At 68.2% G+C, this 19255-nt stretch carries 15 protein-coding genes; 5 read left to right on the top strand and 10 right to left on the bottom strand.

What is annotated here, in order from left to right; all coding sequences use genetic code 11:
* Nucleotides 1-45: 45 nt before the first annotated feature.
* A complete protein-coding gene (locus NMB43_RS02700; RefSeq protein WP_494350619.1) occupies nucleotides 46-1023 on the bottom strand; it encodes an AraC family transcriptional regulator in 978 nt (325 codons plus the stop codon).
* A 188-nt stretch (nucleotides 1024-1211) separates the two neighbouring features.
* Here NMB43_RS02700 and NMB43_RS02705 point away from each other — a divergent pair, with 188 nt between their 5' ends.
* The 3 genes from NMB43_RS02705 (at nucleotide 1212) to NMB43_RS02715 (ending at nucleotide 7345) form a co-directional block, all read left to right on the top strand.
* Nucleotides 1212-4436, top strand: coding sequence for an ATP-binding protein (locus NMB43_RS02705; protein ID WP_494350620.1), 3225 nt, complete (start codon nucleotides 1212-1214; stop codon nucleotides 4434-4436).
* A gap of 129 nt (nucleotides 4437-4565) precedes the next feature.
* Complete coding sequence (locus tag NMB43_RS02710; protein WP_494350621.1) at nucleotides 4566-5714, top strand: HD domain-containing phosphohydrolase; 1149 nt, start codon at nucleotides 4566-4568, stop codon at nucleotides 5712-5714.
* Nucleotides 5711-7345, top strand: a complete 1635-nt coding sequence (locus NMB43_RS02715) for an ATP-binding response regulator (RefSeq protein WP_494350622.1) — start codon at nucleotides 5711-5713, stop codon at nucleotides 7343-7345. Before NMB43_RS02710 ends, NMB43_RS02715 begins: the two co-directional genes overlap by 4 nt.
* Before the next feature lie 21 nt (nucleotides 7346-7366).
* Here the strand turns inward: NMB43_RS02715 and NMB43_RS02720 are convergent, their stop codons facing one another.
* The 7 genes from NMB43_RS02720 to ubiU form a co-directional block, all read right to left on the bottom strand.
* Complete coding sequence (locus NMB43_RS02720; RefSeq protein WP_494350623.1) at nucleotides 7367-8044, bottom strand: anaerobic ribonucleoside-triphosphate reductase activating protein; 678 nt, start codon at nucleotides 8042-8044, stop codon at nucleotides 7367-7369.
* A 206-nt stretch (nucleotides 8045-8250) separates the two neighbouring features.
* Nucleotides 8251-8433 carry an anaerobic ribonucleoside-triphosphate reductase gene (nrdD, locus tag NMB43_RS02725; protein ID WP_494350624.1) on the bottom strand — a complete coding sequence of 61 codons (183 nt, stop codon included), beginning with the start codon at nucleotides 8431-8433 and terminating at the stop codon, nucleotides 8251-8253.
* 65 nt (nucleotides 8434-8498) lie between these two features.
* Nucleotides 8499-10496, bottom strand: a complete 1998-nt coding sequence (locus tag NMB43_RS02730) for a ribonucleoside triphosphate reductase (protein ID WP_494350625.1) — start codon at nucleotides 10494-10496, stop codon at nucleotides 8499-8501.
* A gap of 169 nt (nucleotides 10497-10665) precedes the next feature.
* On the bottom strand, nucleotides 10666-12156 hold the full coding sequence (locus NMB43_RS02735) for a M48 family metalloprotease (RefSeq protein ID WP_494350626.1): 1491 nt from the start codon (nucleotides 12154-12156) through the stop codon (nucleotides 10666-10668).
* A gap of 242 nt (nucleotides 12157-12398) precedes the next feature.
* Nucleotides 12399-12833 (bottom strand): ubiquinone anaerobic biosynthesis accessory factor UbiT, encoded by a 435-nt coding sequence (gene ubiT, locus NMB43_RS02740; protein ID WP_494350627.1) that lies wholly within the window; start codon nucleotides 12831-12833, stop codon nucleotides 12399-12401.
* Nucleotides 12820-13833: a U32 family peptidase gene (locus NMB43_RS02745; protein WP_494350628.1), complete on the bottom strand. Its 1014-nt coding sequence runs from the start codon at nucleotides 13831-13833 to the stop codon at nucleotides 12820-12822. The genes ubiT and NMB43_RS02745 overlap by 14 nt, the downstream gene beginning before the upstream one ends.
* Before the next feature lie 2 nt (nucleotides 13834-13835).
* Nucleotides 13836-14840 (bottom strand): ubiquinone anaerobic biosynthesis protein UbiU, encoded by a 1005-nt coding sequence (gene ubiU / locus NMB43_RS02750; protein WP_494350629.1) that lies wholly within the window; start codon nucleotides 14838-14840, stop codon nucleotides 13836-13838.
* Nucleotides 14841-15168: 328 nt separating this feature from the next.
* Here ubiU and NMB43_RS02755 point away from each other — a divergent pair, with 328 nt between their 5' ends.
* Nucleotides 15169-16332, top strand: a complete 1164-nt coding sequence (locus NMB43_RS02755) for an oligogalacturonate lyase family protein (protein ID WP_494350630.1) — start codon at nucleotides 15169-15171, stop codon at nucleotides 16330-16332.
* 45 nt (nucleotides 16333-16377) lie between these two features.
* Here the strand turns inward: NMB43_RS02755 and NMB43_RS02760 are convergent, their stop codons facing one another.
* Nucleotides 16378-16755 carry a TfoX/Sxy family protein gene (locus NMB43_RS02760; protein WP_494350631.1) on the bottom strand — a complete coding sequence of 126 codons (378 nt, stop codon included), beginning with the start codon at nucleotides 16753-16755 and terminating at the stop codon, nucleotides 16378-16380.
* Nucleotides 16752-18017, bottom strand: coding sequence for a D-amino acid dehydrogenase (locus tag NMB43_RS02765; RefSeq protein WP_494350632.1), 1266 nt, complete (start codon nucleotides 18015-18017; stop codon nucleotides 16752-16754). The genes NMB43_RS02760 and NMB43_RS02765 overlap by 4 nt, the downstream gene beginning before the upstream one ends.
* Nucleotides 18018-18239: 222 nt before the next feature.
* Between NMB43_RS02765 and NMB43_RS02770 the strand changes: the two genes are divergently transcribed.
* Nucleotides 18240-19250: a class 1 fructose-bisphosphatase gene (locus NMB43_RS02770; protein WP_494350633.1), complete on the top strand. Its 1011-nt coding sequence runs from the start codon at nucleotides 18240-18242 to the stop codon at nucleotides 19248-19250.
* The last annotated feature ends 5 nt before the right edge of the window (nucleotides 19251-19255 follow it).

Here is a 19255-nt window from a genome sequence, read left to right on the forward strand (position 1 = left end):
CTTGGGGCAGCATAGCACGCAGCCTGGCCCACCCCCGCTGTGCGATCAGGCGGCCTGGCGCCCGCCTGGCTGGAGCACGTGACGCCAGTGCGTTGGCGACTGCCCGGTCCAGCGCACGAAGGCGCGCGTGAAGGCGCTGGGGGTCGAGAAGCCGACCAGGAACGCCACTTCCGTCACCGAATTGCGGGTGTCTTCCAGGTAGCCCATGGCCAGGTCGCGCCGCGTCTCGTCGATCAGCGCGAGGAAGCTGCTGCCGCGCTCGGCCAGGCGGCGCTGCAGCGTGCGCTCGCTGACGCACAACTGGCGCGCGATGTCGTGCGTGCTGGGGAGGCCGCCGGCCAGCGTGCGCAGCAGGATCGCCTTGCAGCGCGCCACCGTGTCCACCTCATCCAGCGCTGCCTGTTGCTGGGCCAGGATGTGGTCCAGCGCATTGACCACTTCCTGGTTGGCCGTGTCCAGCTCGCGGTCGACCGCGGCATGTGCGAACAGCAGGGCGTTGGCATCCGCGCCAAAGTGGATCGGGCAGCCCAGCAAGGCATCGTAGGGGGCGCGCGGCGAGGGTTCCGCGCGCCGCAGTTGCGCCGCCAGCGGGGTCAGCTCGGGGCCGTAGTTGTGGCGGCACAGGGCGAGCAGGATGGACAGCAGGATGTCGGTGCCGATCTGGTCCAGCACGGCCTCCGCGCGACGATGCTCATAGCATACCCACAGCCCCTCCGGGGTGTCGCGCAGGCTCAGCTCGCCACGCTCGCCGATGATGCGGCGGTAGCGCACCAGGCGCTGCAGGGCAGAGCGCAGCGTGGCGGAGGCGAACCAAGCGTAGCCCAGCACGCCGAAATCCGAGGGGTGCCACAGGGTGGCCGCGCGCAGGCCGAACGCAGGGTCGGCGGCCTGCGTGGCGAGGCGTCCGCAGACCTCGTCGAACAGCTCGCTGGGCAGGCGTGTCCTGCCGCGCGCCGGCGGCATGTCCAGCGACTGCCCGCAGCTCTGGGCCAGGCGCTCCAGCAGGGGCAGGGAGGATGACATGAAGGTATGCATGACTCACCACTTGGCGCGTGCTGCACAGTGACTGACGCGGCGGGGAAAGCCTGCCGCGCATGGCCGAGGAGAATGCCTGAGGCCGCCAAGCTGCGCGGGCCCGGGTTCAGTATCGTCCGGCGCCGACCATTCTTCAAGCTCATGCCGCGGCGTCCATCATTCTGTAGGAGCGTGGCATGACCGGATTCGAATTGCATGGCGAACAGCCGCATCACCCCATCCTGTGGCGCAAGCTGGTGGCGCTGGCAGCAGTGTGCGTGCTGGTGCTCGCTGGCATCGGCGCGCTGGCGGTGGCGCAGGTCGACCGGCTGGCCGAGCGCCAGAACGAGTTGTCCGAGAACATCCTGCCCAGCTACGCGCTGCTCAATCGTGTGCATAGTGAGTATGTCGCCTTGCTGGGCGAGGTGCGCAGCCGTGTCGAGACCGGCGGCGAACCGGAGGATGCGCGCATCGTTGACCACCGGCGGCGGATCGACGAACTCCTGCTGACCTATCAGAGCAACTACATCGTCAACCCGCAGGACGGCCTGATGCTCAGCGAGCTGCGCGCCAGCCTGACGGCCGCCGGCCAGGTGGTGGACGGCGGCCTCGCGCTGGCCCGGCAAGGGCGGCGCGCCGAGGCACGGCAGATGCTGGACGCGCAGTCCGCCACCGTGATGGGTGTCCTGCCGGCAGTCACCCGGCATATCCAGTTCAACTACGACCTCGCGCGCCAGGCCTTCGCCGAGCTGCAGGGCATGCAGCGCGGCCTGGTGGTGCGCGGCGCGGTGCTCGCCGGCGCCCTGGTGGCCTTGCTGTGCCTGATGATGCTGGTGCTGTCGCGCTCCGTCCTGCGTCCGCTGGCGCAGATCCGCGACCGCGTGCTGGCCATGGGGCGGGGCGACCTGCGCTCCGCCGTTCCCGGCGCCACGCGCGTGGATGAGGTCGGCCAGGCGGCGCGCGCGCTGGAGGCCCTGCGCAGCGCACTGGCCCTCAGCGAGACGCGCGAGCGCAACAAGGACGAGGTGGCGCGCATCACCGAAGGCCTGCATGGCAAGCACGATTTCGCCGGCTTCACCGATGCGCTGCTGCCGGCGCTGGTGCAGGCCCTGGAGGCCGACCACGCCGCCCTCTACCTCAGCAACGCTCGGCAGGACCGCCTGATGCGCATCGGCAGCTATGGTGGCCATGCCGCGCAGGACGAACAACAGACGTACTACACCCCCTGGGGGCAGGGGATCGCCGGCCTCGCCGCGCAGCAGCGCCGGACCATCGGGCGCAGCGTGGACGCTGGGCAGGCCCGCCTGCTGGCTTCGCTTGCCGGCGAGCTGCCCCTGGCGCATGTGCGCGCCCTGCCCATCCTCAAGCGTGGCGAAGTCTCCGCCGTGCTGGAGGTGGCCAGCGTGCAGCCGCTGACGGCGGATGCACGGGCCTTGCTGGACATGCTGGCTGAGCCGCTGGGCCTGATGCTGGAACTGCTGGAGCAGAACGTCGAGACTCACCAGTTGCTTGAACTGAGCATGCAGCAGGCGGCGGTGCTGAAGGAGCACCGTGAGCAGCTTGAACAGCGCCAGGGCGAACTGGTGCAGCTCAACCAGGACCTCGTGGCCAAGGGTGAGGAGCTGCTGGGCGCGCGCGACGCGGCCGAGGCGGCTGCGCGCAGCAAGGCCGAGTTCCTGGCCAACATGAGCCACGAGATCCGCACTCCCATGAATGCCATCATCGGCATGGCCCACCTGGCGCTGGGGCAGGCCGACGAGGCCGCGCGCCGCGCCTACCTGGAGAAGCTGCTGCGTGCCAGCCGCCACCTGCTGGGCGTGCTCAACAACATCCTCGACTTCTCCAAGCTGGAGGCCGGCGCCTTGCGCCTGGAGGCCAGCGACTTCCGCCTGCGCGAGGTACTCGACAGCGTGCACGACATGTTCCTGCCGCGCTGCCTGGAGAAGAACCTGAGCCTGCGTCTGGAGGTCGCCGAGAACGTGCCGGCCTGGTTGTGCGGCGACGCGGTGCAGTTGGGCCAGATCCTCATCAACTACGTCAGCAACGCGGTGAAGTTCACCGAGCGCGGTGGCGTGCATGTGCAGGTCCGGCGGGAGGCGACGGAGCCGCTGCGCCTGCATTTCGAGGTCAGCGACAGCGGCATCGGCCTCACGGCCGAGCAGCAGGGCCGCCTGTTCCGCTCCTTCGAGCAGGCCGACGGCTCGACCACGCGCCGCTTCGGTGGCACGGGCCTAGGGCTGGCCATCAGCCAGCGCCTGGCGCAGCAGATGCAGGGGGAGACCGGCGTCAGCAGCACGCCGGGCAAGGGCAGCCGCTTCTGGTTCACCGCCTGCTTCGGGGTCGCCCGGCAAAATGACGCGGCGGTCGCCTACCTCGACGAGACGGACGTGCCGCCACCGCCGGCCGAGGACGCCCTGCTCGGCCGGCGCGTGCTGCTGGTCGAGGACAACCCGCTCAACCAGACCATTGCCCGCGAGCTGTTGCAGGCGCGGGGCGTGTTCGTTGAGAGCACCGACGACGGTCAGCAGGCGGTGGAGCTGGCGCGGGCGCGCGGCGCGGCGCACGGCTTCGATTGCGTGCTGATGGACCTGCAGATGCCGCGCATGGATGGCATCGCGGCGACCCGGGCCTTGCGCGCGCTGCCTGGCTGGGGCGTCACGCCCATCCTCGCCCTGAGCGCCAATGCCGATGCCGCGCAGCGCAGCGCCTGCCTGGCTGCCGGCATGGCCGGCTTCATCGCCAAGCCGGTCGAACCGGCCGTGCTGTACGGCGGGATCGCCGCCGCCTGCTCGCCGCGTGTCGACGCCCTGCTCGCCATCCCCGGCCTGGATGCCCGCCAAGGCCTGTCCTACCTGCTGGACGACCGTGCTGCCTACGAGAACATCCTGCGCCGCTTCGCCAGCACGCAGCGCGAAGTCGTGGGGGCCATCCGCGAGGCACGGGCCGGTGGCGATGCCGAGCGGGCACAGCGCCTGGCGCACACCCTCAAGGGTCTGGCCGCCACCATTGGCGCGCCGGCGCTGGCGGCGCAGAGCCGCTTGGTGGAGGAGGCGCTGCGCGACGACGACGAGGCTGCCCTCACGCCCGCCCTGGGCAGGCTGGCGCAAGGGCTGGCGGCGCTCCTGGCGGCACTCGACCGGGTGCTGCCACCGCCGCCGGCGGAGGCGGCCGCGACCGCAGGCCGGCCGGCCGACGCCACCGTAGCCGAGCTGATGCGGACGCTGGAGGCCCGACTGTGCGCCGGCGAGGCGGCTGTCCGTGGCGTCGCCGAGGAACATGCGGGCCTGTTGGTGGCCGCCTGCGGCCGCCATGGCGAAGCGCTGCTGCGGGCGATCCGCGGCTTCCGGCTCGACGAAGCGCTGCAGATTCTGCGCGAACGCTGCCGGCCCCTGCTGCCGCCGGCCCTGCGGGCCGCCGACTGAGATTGTCGCGCGCGGGCAAAGCACTGGCGCGGACGGGAAAGTGGGCGCTGCGGCAGATCGCCACACTGCATGGCATCGACATAGCCATCCCGGGCGCCCGCAGCGCCGAGCCAGAAAGAGGAAGCCATCATGAGCACACCCGACACAGGCAGCAGCACCCCGCCCCCGACAATCCTGATCGTGGACGACACGGCAGAGAACCTGGAAGTGATGTACCACGTCCTTGCCGACCACTACCGCGTGAAGATGGCCAGCTCGGGCCACCGCGCGCTCGACATCGCCTGGCGCGATGCCCCGCCCGACCTGGTGCTGCTCGACGTGGCCATGCCCGGCATGGATGGCTACGCAGTGTGCCGCGCCCTCAAGGCCGATGCCCGCACGGCGGCCGTGCCGGTGATCTTCGTCACAGCCAACGCACTGGAGAGCAACCAGCAGACCGGGCTGGCCTGCGGCGCGGTGGACTACATCACCAAGCCCTTCAACCCGGCGCTGCTGCAGGCGCGCATCCGCAACCACCTGCTCCTCAAGCAGGCGGCCGACCTGCTGCGCCAGCGTGGCGACGAGCTGGAGGAGACCGTCGCCCAGCGTACGCGCGAGCTGGTTGCCACGCGCGATGCCGCCATCCTGGCCATCGCCTCGCTGGCCGAGGCGCGCGACAACGAGACCGGCAATCACATCAAGCGCACCCAGTGCTACGTCAAGGCACTGGCCGAGGAGATGGCCCGCCTGCCGCACTACGCGGCGCTGCTCAGCCCGGCCTATATCGAACTGCTGCAGAAGTCCGCGCCCTTGCATGACATCGGCAAGGTCGGCGTGCCCGACCACATCCTGCTCAAGCCTGGCAAGCTGACGGCGGAAGAGTTCGCGATCATGAAGCGCCATCCCGACATCGGCCGCCAGGCCATCGAGAAGGCCGAGGAAGACCTGGGCATGCCGATCGAGTTCCTGCGCATCGCCAAGGAGATCGCCGCCAGTCATCACGAGAAGTGGGACGGCAGTGGCTATCCGAATGGCCTCAGCGGCCAGGACATCCCGCTGTCGGCCCGCCTGATGGCGCTGGCCGACGTGTATGACGCACTCATCAGCCGTCGCCCCTACAAGCCGCCGATGCCGCACGAAGCCGCGGTGCAGCTCATCCACGAGGGGCGCGGCACGCATTTCGACCCGGAGGTGGTGGACGCCTTCGACCGCTGCCTCGCCACCTTCCAGTGCATCGCGGCGCGCTTTGCCGACGACCAGGCCGAGGCGCGCGCAAAGACCGAACAGGAGGCCGTATGATCCTCGAAGAACTGAGAACCAAGTGCGTACTGGTGGTGGACGACCTGGAAGCCATGCGCAAGGTCACCACGCAGTTGCTGCGCAATTGTGGCGTGAAGCGGATCCTTGCCGCACGCGACGGCGCCGAGGCGCTGCGCCTGCTCGAACTGCATGCGGTGGACCTGGTCATTTCCGATCTCGACATGCCCGTGCTGGATGGCCTGGGGCTGCTGCGCGCCATGCGTGGCGAGGCACGCCTGCATGCCCTGCCGTTCATGCTGGTGACGGCGGAGGCCGGGCGCGAGGCGCTGAAGGAGGTGATCGGGGCCGGTGCCAGCAGCGTGCTGATCAAGCCCTATACCGCTTCGCGCTTCATCGACGGCCTGGCGCGCGCGCTGGGCTGGCAGCCGCCGGCGGAAGAAGCGTCCGATCCGGCCGCCGGTGCCGGCCAGGCGGATTCCGACGCGGCGGCGCCTGCACCGCGCGACGGCGGCGTGCTGATCGTCGACGATTCACCGGAGCAGCGCATGGCGCTCGGCAGCCTGCTGGCGCGCCACCATCGCGTGCGCGCGGCGGCGGATGCCAAGCATGCCCTGCAGGTGTGCCAGGGCGAGGACCCGCCGGCCCTGTTGCTGCTCGACATCGAGATGCCGGGTTGCGACGGCTTCGAGGTGGCGCGCGCGCTGCGTGCCCATGCGGCGACGGCCGAGCTGCCGATGATCCTCCTCGCGGAACGCCACGATGACACCTGCGTGATGACCGGCTTGAACCTGGGCGCCGTGGATGTCTTCAGCAAGACCATGCCGTCGCAAGCCCTGAGCCTGCGTGTGGGCAACCTGCTGCGGCAACTCGCCCGCCGGCGCGAGGCCGAGGCCGAGTGCCAGCGCCTGCGCGCGCTGAGCCGGGCGCGCGACGAGGCCGACAAGATCGTGCGCCACGACCTCAAGGGGCCGCTCAGCGGCATCGCCGGCCTGACCGGTCTGCTGCTGGAGCAGGGGCGCTTCTCCGAATCGCAGGCCTCCTACCTGCGCAGCATCGACAGTTGCACCCACCAGGTCATGGACATGCTGAGCCTGTCGTCCAGCCTGTACAAGATCGAGACCGGTGAATTCCGCTTCGAGCCGGAAGCGCTGGACCTCATCGACATCATGCACGGCATGATGGACGCGCTGCGCGGCGAGGCGCGTCGGCGCCGCTGCGCGCTGAACCTGCGCACCCCGGGCGATGCCTGCCTGGCGCTGGGCGTGGCCGGCGACCGCCTGCTGTGCAACTCGCTGTTCCACAACCTGCTGCGCAATGCGCTGGAGGCGGCGCCGCCGGGTACCACCATCGACCTCGCGGTGGGCATGCAGGGCGAGCATGCCTGCGTGTCGATCCGCAATCGTGGCGTGGCGCCGGTGGCCGTGCGCGCGTGCTTCTTCGACAAGTACGTCACCGCCGGCAAGCGCGGCGGCACCGGCCTGGGCACCTATTCGGCACGGCGCCTGGTGGAGGCGCAGGGCGGCACGATCGAAGCCATCTTCAACGATGCGGCCGACAGCACCGAGGTGGTGCTGACCCTGCCGCTGGCCGAGTTGGCCGCGCCGCCGACGGCGACCACCTTGCGCGACATGTCGCGCATCTCCGACGGAGAGGTGTTCGCCAACTGGTGAGGCGGGGCGTCGGCGACCCGCTCAGCGCAGCCGCGGATGGCTGCCCGGCGGGGCCCCGGCGCGTACCGTCTCCAGGTAGCCAGGCGGTGTGTCGCAGGCCAGTTGGGCCGTGCCGCGCGCGGCCTGCAGCACGGGATGGGTGACGCCCTCGTCGGCCAGTCGCGCCAGCAAGGCGTGGACTTGGGCTTGCGGCAACCAGTCCGGGTGCACCGTGAGGCGCACCTCGAAGGGCACGCCGGCGGCGCGGATCAGGCGCAGGCTCTGCCAGGCCTTGTCGCCGCTACCCGCCACACCGGTGATGGATGCGTAGTCGGCTGCATCGGCCTTGATGTCGAGGCCGATCCAGTCGAGCTGCGGCAGCAGCGGCGCCAGGCGCTGCGGGTAGCAGCCGGCGGTGTGCAGGGCGACGCCCAGGCCCAGCCGGCGCACGCTGAGCATGGCCGCCGGCAGCGCCGCGTCTGCGGTCGGCTCGCCGCCCGAGAAGACCACCCCGTCGAGCAGGCCCTGGCGGTCGGACAGGCGCAGCAGCACCTCGTCCCAGGCGCGGTCGTCGGCCCACTCGCGGGTCTGCAGATGCGGGTTGTGGCAGTAGCGGCAGCGCCAGGGGCAGCCGCGCACGAAGACCACGGCGGCGAGCTGGTCGGGCCAGTCCTGGGTCGAGCAGGGCACGAAACCGCCGATGCAGAGTGCGTCTGTCATGGTGATTTTCGGGGCCGGTACTTCGCTTCGTCGTCCCTGCGCAGGCAGGGACCCAGTGACTTCATTTCCCTCCCGCACTGCTGCCATCGACAGACGCTGGATTCCTGCCTGCGCAGGAATGACGCGGCCTTGGGGTGGCGTGTAGCAGGTCGGGGGGCGCTCATTGTTCCCTGTGGCGTCCTAAGCCTGTCGCTGCCTCAGCCTGCTCAGCACAGTCCGCAGCGATCTTCCTGGAAGCTCAGGCGCTCGGCATGCTCGCCCTGCTTGCCCACGTTGAAGGACGCGACCGGGCGGTGGTAGCCCATCACGCGCGTCCACACCTCGCACAGGGTGCGTTCCTCGTCCTTCAGTTCGATCTCGGTCACGATGGGCAGGGCGAAGTCATTCATGGGCGCGTTCTCCGGTGGTCAATTAACAGACGAGGTCATCCCGCGCCGGCGGGATGACAAATAGGTCAGTCGCAGCAGGCCAGCTTCTTGGCGATCAGTTCCTCGTCGCACTTCGGGCAGAACTTGTGCTCGCCTTTCAGATAGCCGTGCTTGGGGCAGATCGAGAAAGTCGGCGTGACCGTGATGTAGGGCAGGCGGAAGTTCTCCAGCGCGCGCCGCACCAGTTTCTTGCAGGCCGCCACGCTGGATACCTGCTCGGCCATGTAGAGGTGCAGCACGGTGCCGCCGGTGTAGCGCGTCTGCAGCGGCTCCTGCCGGCGCAGCGCCTCGAAGGGGTCGTCGGTGAAGCCGACCGGCAACTGCGAGGAGTTGGTGTAATAGGGCTGTTCGCGTGTGCCGGCCTGCAGGATGTCGGGCCAGCGCTTGCGGTCTTCCTTGGCGAAGCGATAAGTCGTGCCCTCGGCCGGCGTGGCCTCCAGGTTGTAGAGGTGGCCGGTGGCCTCCTGGAACTCGCTCATGCGGGCGCGGATGTGGTTCAGCAGGCGGAGCGCGAAGGCTTCGCCCCAGGGCGTGGTGATGTCTTCGCGGCCCTCGGTGAAGTTGCGGATCATCTCGTTGATGCCGTTCACCCCCAGGGTGCTGAAGTGGTTGCGCAGGGTGCCGAGGTAGCGCTTGGTGTAAGGGAACAGGCCGGCATTGATGAGTTGCTGGATCACCTGGCGCTTCACCTCCAGGCTGTCGCGGCCCAGTTCCAGCAGGCGGTCTACGCGGGCGAACAGGCCCGCCTCGTCACCCTTGAACAGGTAGCCGATGCGCGCGCAGTTGAGCGTCACCACGCCCAGCGAGCCGGTCTGCTCGGCCGAGCCGAAGAGGCCGTTGCCACGCTTGAGCAGCTCGCGCAGGTCGAGCTGCAGGCGGCAGCACATGCTGCGCACCATGTTCGGCGAGAGCTCCGAGTTCAGGAAGTTCTGGAAGTAGGGCAGGCCGTACTTGGCCGTCATCTCGAACAGGCGGTTGGCGTTCTCGGTGTCCCAGTCGAAATCCGGCGTGATGTTGTAGGTCGGGATGGGGAAGGTGAATACACGGCCGTGGCGATCACCGGCCGTCATCACATCGATGTAGGCGCGGTTGATCATGTCCATCTCGGCCTGCAGCTCGCCGTAGGCGAAGGGCATTTCCTTCCCGCCGATGTAGGGGATCTGCTCGCGCAGGTCTTCCGGGCACACCCAGTCGAAGGTGAGATTGGTGAAGGGGGTCTGGGTGCCCCAGCGGCTGGGCACGTTGAGGTTGTAGATCAGCTCCTGGATGCACTGGCGGACCTGGGCATAGGACATGGCGTCCTTGCGCACGAAGGGCGCCAGGTAGGTATCGAAGGAGCTGAAGGCCTGGGCGCCGGCCCACTCGTTCTGCAGCGTGCCGAGGAAGTTTACGATCTGCCCCACGGCCGCACTGAGGTGCTTGGGCGGCGACGATTCCACCTTGCCCGGCACGCCGTTGAAGCCTTCGGTCAGCAGGGTTCTCAATGACCAGCCAGCGCAGTAGCCGGCCAGCATGTCCAGGTCGTGGATATGCACATCGCCGGCGCGGTGCGCCTCGCCGATCTCGGTCGCGTACACATGGTTGAGCCAGTAGTTGGCCACCACCTTGCCGGAGACGTTGAGGATCAGGCCGCCCAGCGAGTAGCCCTGGTTGGCGTTGGCATTGACCCGCCAGTCACGGCGGTCGAGGTATTCGTTGATGGCGTTCTCGACATCGACGACGGTCTTGTGGTCGCGGCGCAGGCGCGCACGCTGCTCGCGGTAGACGATGTAGGCGCGTGCAGTGCGATACCAGCCAGCGGCCATCAGCGAGACTTCCACCGTGTCCTGGATGCGTTCTATGGTGGGCACCAGCTCGCCCTGGGCGACCAAGCGGTCAACCACCAGGCGGGTGAGCCGCTCGGCCTCGTGGGGTTGGAACTCGCCGCTGGCCTGGCCGGCACGGGCAATCGCGGCCTCGATCTTGGCCGCGTCGAAGGGCAGCAGGCGGCCATCGCGCTTGATGACCCCGGTGAGTTCCGCCATCGTCGTCTCCCCCTACTAGATGTTGTGCCGGGGGATGCTATGGCTACTAGATATGGGAGGCTAGGGGGTGCGCGCCGCGTGCTTGATCGAGGTCAAGATTGCCTCATGGAGGGACCGCCGCCCAAGGCGAGCTGGCACACCGGCCTGACAGGCGTGCCAGATCACCAGATCAGGCAGCGACCAGCGCCTCGATGCTGCGCTTGTAGTGGCCCACGCGGTCACGCCGGCCATGTCGCTCGGCGATCGACAGCGCCAGCTCTGCCGCCGCCACCGCATGCATGGCGTCGCGCTCGATCACCAGGTCGAGGTAGGGCAGGGCTTCGGCCTCGTCGTGCTCACTCACGATCTGGGCGACCGACCAGGCCGTCTCCACCGTGCCCTGGGGATGATTGGCCGCACGGCTCAGCGCGGCCATCGCCTCGGCACGCCGGCCCACGGTCAGCAGGGCGCGCGCGTACTGGGTCAGGGCCTCCAGGTTCATGATCTCAACATCCGGCACGCTGCCCATGTTGTCCAGCCACAGGCGTGCGCCCTGCACGGCCTCGTGGCGTTGGCGCCAATAGGGTTGCTCGCGCGCCATCCAGGCTTCGTCCAGATTGCGGATCGCTTGCGCCAGATGCTTGCCCAGCAGGTGTTCGGCGGCGGTGCATTCCGGCATGCCGGTCAGCTCAGGCTTCTGGCTGAGGCAGCGCAGGCGTTCGTTGAGCGGCGGGTCCACCTCGTCGACCTGGCGCTTGCGCTGCATTTCCTCCATGTAGCAACGGCGCTGCGCCATGCTCTGGTCGGCCGCACGCAAGGCGGTGATGAGGCTCTGGAAGGGCATGCGCTCGGGCGCCGGTTGGTCGTCGGCGTGGCGCATGAACTCGGGCCAGAAGAAGGCATTGAGCCAGTTGCTCATGACCCGGCTGCGCACGATGGCCTGGGCGGCGCGTTCCGGGCCCACGCAACGCGCCGCGGCGATATCGGCGCGGATCGTCATATCGCCCGCCAGCGGCAGCGTGTAGGCGTGCATGTAATTGGCGTAGCGGGCGAGCAGGCGATTGCGCAATGAGTCCATGGCGCCCGGCAAGGCCTCCATGTAGCGCGGCCACAAGCTGCGGCAGCGCTGCACCCAGGCGTAGCGCCAGTCTTCGCGCGAACCGTAGCGTGCGTACTCGTGCGCAATGCCGGCTGCTGCCTGCTTGGGCGACAGGGCCATCAGCCAGGGCAGGCCCAGCACCAGCACATGGCGCGAGGGGCCGAACCAGCCCCAGCGCGGAAAGTGTTCGAGGCGCACGGTGAAGTCTTCCACCAGCAGCACTTCGTCGATGCGTGGCGCATTCAGCTTGAGGCGCAGCTTGTTGAGCAGTTCCCACAGTTTGGGCGCGGCATTCTGGGGCGCGGGAAAACCTTCGGGCGCCGGCAGTTCGATCTGCAGCAGATGCAGTCCCAGCAGCGGCAGGAGCAGGCCGGTGACCACCGCCACGGTGGCTAGCAGGCGATCTTCCAGGATCATCAGGCCAGCCAGCACCAAAGCTGCGCATATGGCCACGAAGGCCAGCATCGCCAGCACGGGCAGGAGGGAAACCAGGAGCGCATTGCGCCGGTAGCGGCGAGGCGAGTCCATGGCATCCAGGCGCAGGCGGCCGATGAGTTTGCGATGGTGGGCGGCGGTGTGCATGGGCGATCCGGATCAGTCGTTTGTCAGGCGAACGCGAGCAATGGGCGTGCCTGCGCGCTTGTCTGAATGATCCGGCGCGGGGCGTCCGGCTTCAACGCCGCCTGTCCCGCCGCGCGCGCCCTTGGGTGACTGAGGTGCGGCGAATTTGGCGAATTAGACGAATTCGGCGGGTGCGCAGCCTGGGAGCCGCGCCCGGCAGGGCGGACAGGCCTGCCGGGCGATCGTGAGTTGTCAGGCCAATCTCAGGCCGGATGGCTTATCAGCCAGGCCGGGACCTCAATGCTGTCGAGCAGGTTCTTGAGCGTGAGCCCCAGTTCGGTGTCGCCTTCGATGCGCAGCTTGCGCTGGAAGAACAGGGTGTCCGGGTCTTCCTCGCGGCGCAGGATGCGCAGGTAGTCGCAGGCGCGCGCCGAGAAACGCACGTCGGCTGGCGTGGTGGCCGATTCGCGCGCGCGGTGGAAGCGCCCCTCGCGGTAGCTGACGCAGGCCGTCGCGCCGAGGTCGCTGACATGGATGGCGACGGTGCGTCCGTCGAGGAAGGCGAGGTCGCCGGCCAGCTTGCCGCTGCGCCGCGCCGCCTCCAGCGCCAGCATCAGTGCGTCGCTCCAGGGGCGTTGCGGCAGGCGTGGCCCGAGGCGGGCGAACAGGGCGGGAAAACTGAACTCAGGCGTGTGCATGTGCGTCTCCTGCGGTTTCTAGAATGCCGGGCTGGCCCAGCCAGTAACCATCGCAGGTGCCGCTGGGCGCCAGCGCCGCGTGCGCGCTGGCCGCGACGGCCTGGCCGTCCAGCGCGGCGCGGAAGTTGCGCAGCACGGTTTCCGTGTAATTGGCTTGTGGGCTGATGCGCAGGGCCTGCACCTTCAGCGCGCGCAGGGCGCCCAGGTGCGGCAACAGGTTGTGGGTGGCGGCCGACTGTGTCTGGATGCCATTGACGTTGAGGAAGGCCTGCCCATCGCGGGCGTCCAGGCGCATGCCATCCGGGTGCTCCATGCAGCGGAACTGGCAGTCGTCCTTCTTGAGGCGAAAGTGGCGCGCGGTGAAGCAGCGCGAGGAGAAGGCCAGCGGCAGGCGGCCCCAGGCGAAGACCTCCGTCTCCATCTTTACATCCGCTGCATCGCAGCGCTCTATGCTCCCCTCGCCCGCCTTGTGGGAGAGGGGCTGGGGGAGGGGGGAGTCCTCGCCCGCCTCGCGGGACAGGGGGTGAGGGAGAGGGCAAATCTCGGACAGACCGGCCAGCACCGTACCCAGGCGCTCGCCTGACATCTCCACCGGCGGAATCCAGCGCACCGCGCCCAGCGAGGCGTACAGCCCCAGTGTCGTCGCGTTGTAGGTGTTCAGGTGTGGGCCAGCGACCCAGCGCTGGCCGCGCAGCAGGTGCACCGCGCCGAGGTCGTTTGCTTCGACCAGGAACTCGCCGTTGCCGGTCACCCGGCGCAGCGTCTTCAGCTCGCTCTCGCTCTCCAGCAGGGCCTGGCAGGACAGCACCACCTCCTTGCCGGTGTCGGCGAGGCGGCGCGCGATGCCCAGCCAGTCGTCCAGGCGCAGTTGCTGGCGGCGGCTGCACACGACCTCGCCGAGATAGACGGTATCGACCGGCCAGGCGGCGACCGATTCATAGAAGGCCAGCGCTTGTTCGCGTGGCCAGAAGTAGAGCAGGGGGCCGAGGCTGAGTTTCATGCTTATTTCCAGGGACGCAGGTAGGCGCCGAGCGTGACGTGCTGTCCTTCCGACACCTTGCCCAGGGCCTGCATCCAGGCCGGTTTGGCGGCGAACCGCAGAGGGTCGGCGCAGGCCGCGTCGATGGCAGCGCGCAGCGCGCGGGTGACCTCGGCCACGTAGGCGGGGCTGCGCTGGCGGCCCTCGACCTTGATGGCAGCCACGCCGATCTCCAGTAGCTGCGGCAGGGCCTCGATCACGTTGAGGCTGGTTGGCTCCTCCAGCGCGTAATAGGTCTCGCCATTGACGCCGAAGCGCCCCTTGCACAGCACCGGGTAGCCGGCTGGCTCGTCCTTCGCGTACTCGTCGATCAGGATGCCGGACAGACGCGCCTCGGTACCACGCGGTGTCTCGCTCCAGCGCACCGCCTTGGCCGGCGAGCACACGCCGGCGGTGTTGGGCGACTCGCCGGTGGCATAGCTGGACAGCAGGCAACGCCCCTCCACCATGACGCACAGGCTGCCGAAACCGAACACCTCGATCTCGACCTCGGTATGCGCGATGACGTGGCGCACCTGGTCGATGGTGAGCACGCGCGGCAGCACGGCGCGTTCGATGCCCCACAGCTCGCGAGCCAGATTCACCGCTTCGTAGTTGGTGCAGGAGCCCTGTACCGACAGGTGGCGGCGCATCTGCGGGTGGGTGCGGCTGGCGTAGTCGAGCAGGCCGGGGTCGGCCATGATGACCGCGTCGACCCCAAGATCGGCCGCGCTGTCCACGGCGCGCCGCCACTGGGCTTCTTCACCGGCCTGGGCATAGGTGTTGATGGCCATCAGCACCTGGCGGCCCTTGGCCTGGGCGTAGCGGATGCCTTCGCGGGCGGCCGCGAGGTCGAAGTTGAGGCCGGCGAAATTGCGCGCGTTGGTGGCGTCCTTGAGGCCCATGTACACCGCGTCGGCACCGTGGTCCACGGCCGTCTTCAGCGCAGGCAGGCTGCCTGCCGGGCAAACCAGTTGTGGCTTCTTCATTGGGGCGGATGGGCGGCCGTCGGGGGTCGCATCGGAAGGGTGATCACCGGCTCCGAAGCTTAGGCGCTGGGGAAAACCCCGGCCTTGCCCTGAATCAAGTTGGTCCGGCGCCTGCCGTAAACGGAAAAACACCGCGCCAAGACGGCACAAGAAACGCAGCCGACGGCGCCCAAGGGGGCCGGCGGCAACAGGAAGTCATTGATGACAGGCAGAAAACCGGGTCGCGGAAGCGCCCGGCAAGTGCCATTAGGTTAACATGCAGGACTCGGCGAAAACGCTCCCGGCGGGCTTCGCCAGTTCCAGTGCTTACTCGTGAGGTAGAAACACAATGGCCAAGGGCGACATCATCCAGCTCAAGTTTCAAGATTTCACAGACTCCGACACCGGAGCGCGCGTGACCCGCCTGACGCCCACCGACGTCACCTGTCACCGCAATTATTTCTACCAGAAGTGCTTCACCAACGACGGCAAGAAGCTGTTGTTCGGAGGCCTCTTCGATGGCGGCAGCTGGAATGCCTACCTGCTCGACCTGGAGACCCAGCAGGCGCGTCAGCTCACTGACGGCAAGGGCAAGGTCGACAACACCTTTGGCAACTTCCTGTCGCCGGACGACAAGTACCTCTACTACGTGAAGGGCGGGCGCGAGCTGCGTCGCGTGGCGCTCGACTCGCTGGAAGAAGAGATCCTCTACACGGTGCCGCAGGGCTACAAGGGCTACGGTACCTGGGTGGCCAACTCGGCCTGCACCAAGCTGGTCGGCATCGAAGTGGTCGAAGGCGATCTGCTGCCGCTCAAGACCTGGGAAGAGTTCGCCGTCCAGTTCCACAAGAAGCCGCGCTGCCGCCTGGTGAAGATCGACATCGCGACCGGCACCAGCACGGTGATCTACGAGCAGGCCAAGTGGATGGGCCACCCGCTGTATCGCCCCTTCGACGACAACACCGTGGCCTACTGCCACGAAGGCCCGCACGACCTGGTCGACGCGCGCATGTGGTTCGTCAATGAAGACGGGACCAATGTGCGTTGCGTGAAGGAGCACGAGAAGGGTGAGAGCTGCACACACGAGTTCTTCACGCCGGACGGCTCGAAGATGATCTACGTGTCCTACAAGGAAGGCAGCGTCGAGCGCTGGATATGCTCTGCTGACCCGATCACGCTGAAGAACGAGGCGCTGCTGACCATGCCGGCCTGTTCGCACCTGTACTCCAACTACAACGGCACGCTGCTGGTCGGTGACGGTTGCGATACGCCGCCGGACGTGTCGAACACGGCGGCGCACCAGCACGAGAACGACCCCTTCCTGTACCTCTTTGACCTCAAGGACAAGAGCACCAAGAAGATCGCCAAGCACAGCAGCTCGTGGAAGGTGTACAAGGAGGATCGCCAGGTCACCCACCCGCACCCTTCCTTCACGCCGGATGACAAGCGCGTGCTGTTCACCTCCGACTTCGAAGGCGAACCGGCGTTGTACCTGGCCGATCTGCCGAAGTAAGACGGTCAGGTCGCAAGCGAAACGGGCTCCGCGAGGAGCCCGTTTTCATTTCCGCCGGTCCGTTTTCCGTGCCGCTGGTTTGGGTGATTTGGGGGCCTTGGCGCGCAAGGCAGCCGCCAGTGCGCTGCGTGCCCAGGGCTGCATCAGGGCGGGGGAGTCCATGGCTTCGTCTGGCGCGCGCCAGAAGCCAAGGGTGACGGTCTTGCCCTTGGCCTGGTAGACGAAGGCTTCGCTGCCGGCGGTAATGAATTCGGGGCGGTTCTGCTCGTCGGCCTTGAGGTACAGGATGTCGTCGGCGATGACCGCCACGAACACTTCATCCACATACACGCCGCCGCCGCCGAACATGCGCTTGAGGCGCACCGTGCCCAGCGGGGCGAGGAGTTCCGCGACGTATTCGCCGAACTCCGCGCTGAAGCTCATGCACGACCGCCGCGCAGGAAGGGGAACTGGGGCGTCGGCGGGCGGCGGTCGATGATGTCGGCCAGTGCGCGGGCCGAGCCGCAGGAGAGCGTCCAGCCCAGGGTGCCGTGGCCGGTGTTGTAGTACAGGTTGTGCAGGCGGCTGCGGCCGATCAACGGCACGTTGCTGGGGGTGGCGGGGCGCAGACCGGCCCAGGGCTCGGCCTGGTGCAGGTCGCAGGCTCCGGGGAAGGCGTCGGCCAGCCAGCGCACCAGCGCATCGCAGCGCTCCGGGTCGAGACTCTGGTCATAACCATTGAGCTCGGCGGTGCCCGCCACGCGCAGGCGGTCGCCCAGGCGTGAGCAGACGATGCGATGCGACTCGTCGGTGATGCTGGCGGTCGGCGCACGCCGCGGGTCGAGGACCGGCGCGGTGATCGAGTAGCCCTTGACCGGGTAGATCGGCAGGCGCTCGCCCAGTTCTTGCACCAGGCCGCGCGACCACACGCCGGCGGTCAGCACGAAGATATCGCCGCCCAATGCGCCGCGCCGGCCATGGTTGTCGAGCAGATGCACGGCCGAGATGCGGCCCGCGTGGGTCTCGAAGGACTCGACCTCGCTGTTGAAGATGAATTCCACGCCCGCCTCGGCCGCCAGGCGGGCCAGTTCGGTGGTGAAGCGATGGGCGTCGCCGCTCTCATCGTCATGCCCCTGCATGCCGCCCACCAGGCGGTCGGCGAGTGAGGTCAGGGCGGGCTCGGCGTCCACGCATTGGGCTGCGCTGAGCAGGCTGGCGGGGATGCCCAGACGGTTGAGGATGCGGTGCTGGGCGCGCCCGTGCTTGAGTTCGCGCGGGCTGAAATAGAGATGGATCACGCCACGCGACTGCTGGTCGTAGCGCAGGCCCGTCTCGTGCCGCAGGGCGCGCAGCGACTCTGCGCTGTAGGCGGCCAGGCGGGCGATCGCCAGGGTGTTGCGACGGCTCCGTCCGGGCAGGCATTCGCGCAGGAAGGACAGGCCCCAGCGCCAGCGTTCGGCTTCGGCCGGCAGGCGGAACAGCAGGGGGGCGTCTTTGCGCCCGAGCCAGCGCAGCACCTGGGCAGGCGCGCCGGGGTTGGCCCAGGGCTCGGGGTGGGAGATGGAAATCTGGCCGCCATTGGCGAAACTGGCTTCAAGGGCGGGGGCCTCGCGGCGCTCGATGACGCGCACTTGGTGGCCGGCCTGGCGCAGGTACCACGCGGTGGTGACACCGAGCAGTCCGGCTCCGACGATGACTATCTGCATGGGTTGTGCTGCTTGCTTGGGTTGTGCGGCCCGCGGGCGGGGCGCCGGGATGAACGCGTGCCTCTTCAAGACCTGGGGGCGTCGCGTAGGTTCCCACCGAGGGGGCGATCTTAACCCCTCGAACCGCTTACGGGTTTGTCCGTACCTTGGTCGGGGCGATTTTGCTGCACTGCAATCCGGGGGATAATCTTCCTCAAAGCAACATGACAGACAGGATTCCCCATGAGCCGCATCACCCTCACGCAGTTCCTCATCGAACAACAACGCCAGCACCAGCAGATTCCGGCCAATCTGCGCTTGCTCATCGAGGTGGTCGCGCGCGCGGTCAAGACGATCAGCGTGCACGTCGGCAAGGGCGCGGTGGCCGGCGTGCTGGGCATGGCCGGCAGCGACAACGTGCAGGGCGAGGCGCAGAAGAAGCTGGACGTGATCTCCAACGAACTGCTGCTGCAGGCCAATGAATGGGGCGGGCACCTGGCCGCCATGGCCTCGGAGGAGATGGAGGAGGTCTTCCCCATCCCGAACCGCTATCCGATGGGCGAGTACCTGTTGGTGTTCGACCCGCTGGACGGTTCTTCCAACATTGACGTCAATGTCTCGGTCGGCACCATCTTCTCGGTGCTGGCCTGTCCGGATGGCGAGCCCAACCCGAACGTGGCGGCCTTCCTGCAACCGGGCACCGCGCAGGTGGCGGCGGGTTACGCGATCTACGGCCCCTCCACCATGCTGGTGCTGACGGTGGGCAGCGGCAGCCATGGTTTCACGCTGGACCGCGAGTTCGGCGCCTGGATCCTGACCCATCCGGACATCCGGATTCCCGCCGACACCAAGGAGTTCGCCATCAATGCTTCGCGTGCGCGCTTCTGGGAACCGCCGATCAAGCGCTATGTGGAGGAGTTGCAGGCCGGGACCGAGGGGCCGCGCGAGCAGGATTTCAATATGCGCTGGGTGGCCTCCATGGTGGCGGACGTGCATCGCATCCTGTCGCGCGGTGGCATCTTCATGTATCCGCTGGACTCCAAGAACCGCGTGCGCGGCGGCCATTTGCGCCTGCTCTACGAGGCCAATCCGATGGCCTTCATCGTCGAGCAGGCTGGCGGCGCAGCCTCCACCGGGCGCCAGCGCGTGATGGATGTGCAGCCGCGTTCGCTGCACCAGCGCATCCCGGTGGTGCTGGGCTCGAAGAACGAGGTCGAGCGGGTGGTGCGCTACCACGAGGAATGGCAGGGCTGATCCGC

It is taken from the genome of Uliginosibacterium sangjuense, assembly GCF_059132465.1.

What these genes read in the sequence shown, in the direction of transcription:
- NMB43_RS02700 (WP_494350619.1), bottom strand. Translation starts at nt 1,023, where the DNA reads ATGTCATCCTCCCTGCCCCTGCTGGAGCGCCTGGCCCAGAGCTGCGGG.
- NMB43_RS02705 (WP_494350620.1), top strand. Translation starts at nt 1,212, where the DNA reads ATGACCGGATTCGAATTGCATGGCGAACAGCCGCATCACCCCATCCTG.
- NMB43_RS02710 (WP_494350621.1), top strand. Translation starts at nt 4,566, where the DNA reads ATGAGCACACCCGACACAGGCAGCAGCACCCCGCCCCCGACAATCCTG.
- NMB43_RS02715 (WP_494350622.1), top strand. Translation starts at nt 5,711, where the DNA reads ATGATCCTCGAAGAACTGAGAACCAAGTGCGTACTGGTGGTGGACGAC.
- NMB43_RS02720 (WP_494350623.1), bottom strand. Translation starts at nt 8,044, where the DNA reads ATGACAGACGCACTCTGCATCGGCGGTTTCGTGCCCTGCTCGACCCAG.
- nrdD (WP_494350624.1), bottom strand. Translation starts at nt 8,433, where the DNA reads ATGAATGACTTCGCCCTGCCCATCGTGACCGAGATCGAACTGAAGGAC.
- NMB43_RS02730 (WP_494350625.1), bottom strand. Translation starts at nt 10,496, where the DNA reads ATGGCGGAACTCACCGGGGTCATCAAGCGCGATGGCCGCCTGCTGCCC.
- NMB43_RS02735 (WP_494350626.1), bottom strand. Translation starts at nt 12,156, where the DNA reads ATGCACACCGCCGCCCACCATCGCAAACTCATCGGCCGCCTGCGCCTG.
- ubiT (WP_494350627.1), bottom strand. Translation starts at nt 12,833, where the DNA reads ATGCACACGCCTGAGTTCAGTTTTCCCGCCCTGTTCGCCCGCCTCGGG.
- NMB43_RS02745 (WP_494350628.1), bottom strand. Translation starts at nt 13,833, where the DNA reads ATGAAACTCAGCCTCGGCCCCCTGCTCTACTTCTGGCCACGCGAACAA.
- ubiU (WP_494350629.1), bottom strand. Translation starts at nt 14,840, where the DNA reads ATGAAGAAGCCACAACTGGTTTGCCCGGCAGGCAGCCTGCCTGCGCTG.
- NMB43_RS02755 (WP_494350630.1), top strand. Translation starts at nt 15,169, where the DNA reads ATGGCCAAGGGCGACATCATCCAGCTCAAGTTTCAAGATTTCACAGAC.
- NMB43_RS02760 (WP_494350631.1), bottom strand. Translation starts at nt 16,755, where the DNA reads ATGAGCTTCAGCGCGGAGTTCGGCGAATACGTCGCGGAACTCCTCGCC.
- NMB43_RS02765 (WP_494350632.1), bottom strand. Translation starts at nt 18,017, where the DNA reads ATGCAGATAGTCATCGTCGGAGCCGGACTGCTCGGTGTCACCACCGCG.
- NMB43_RS02770 (WP_494350633.1), top strand. Translation starts at nt 18,240, where the DNA reads ATGAGCCGCATCACCCTCACGCAGTTCCTCATCGAACAACAACGCCAG.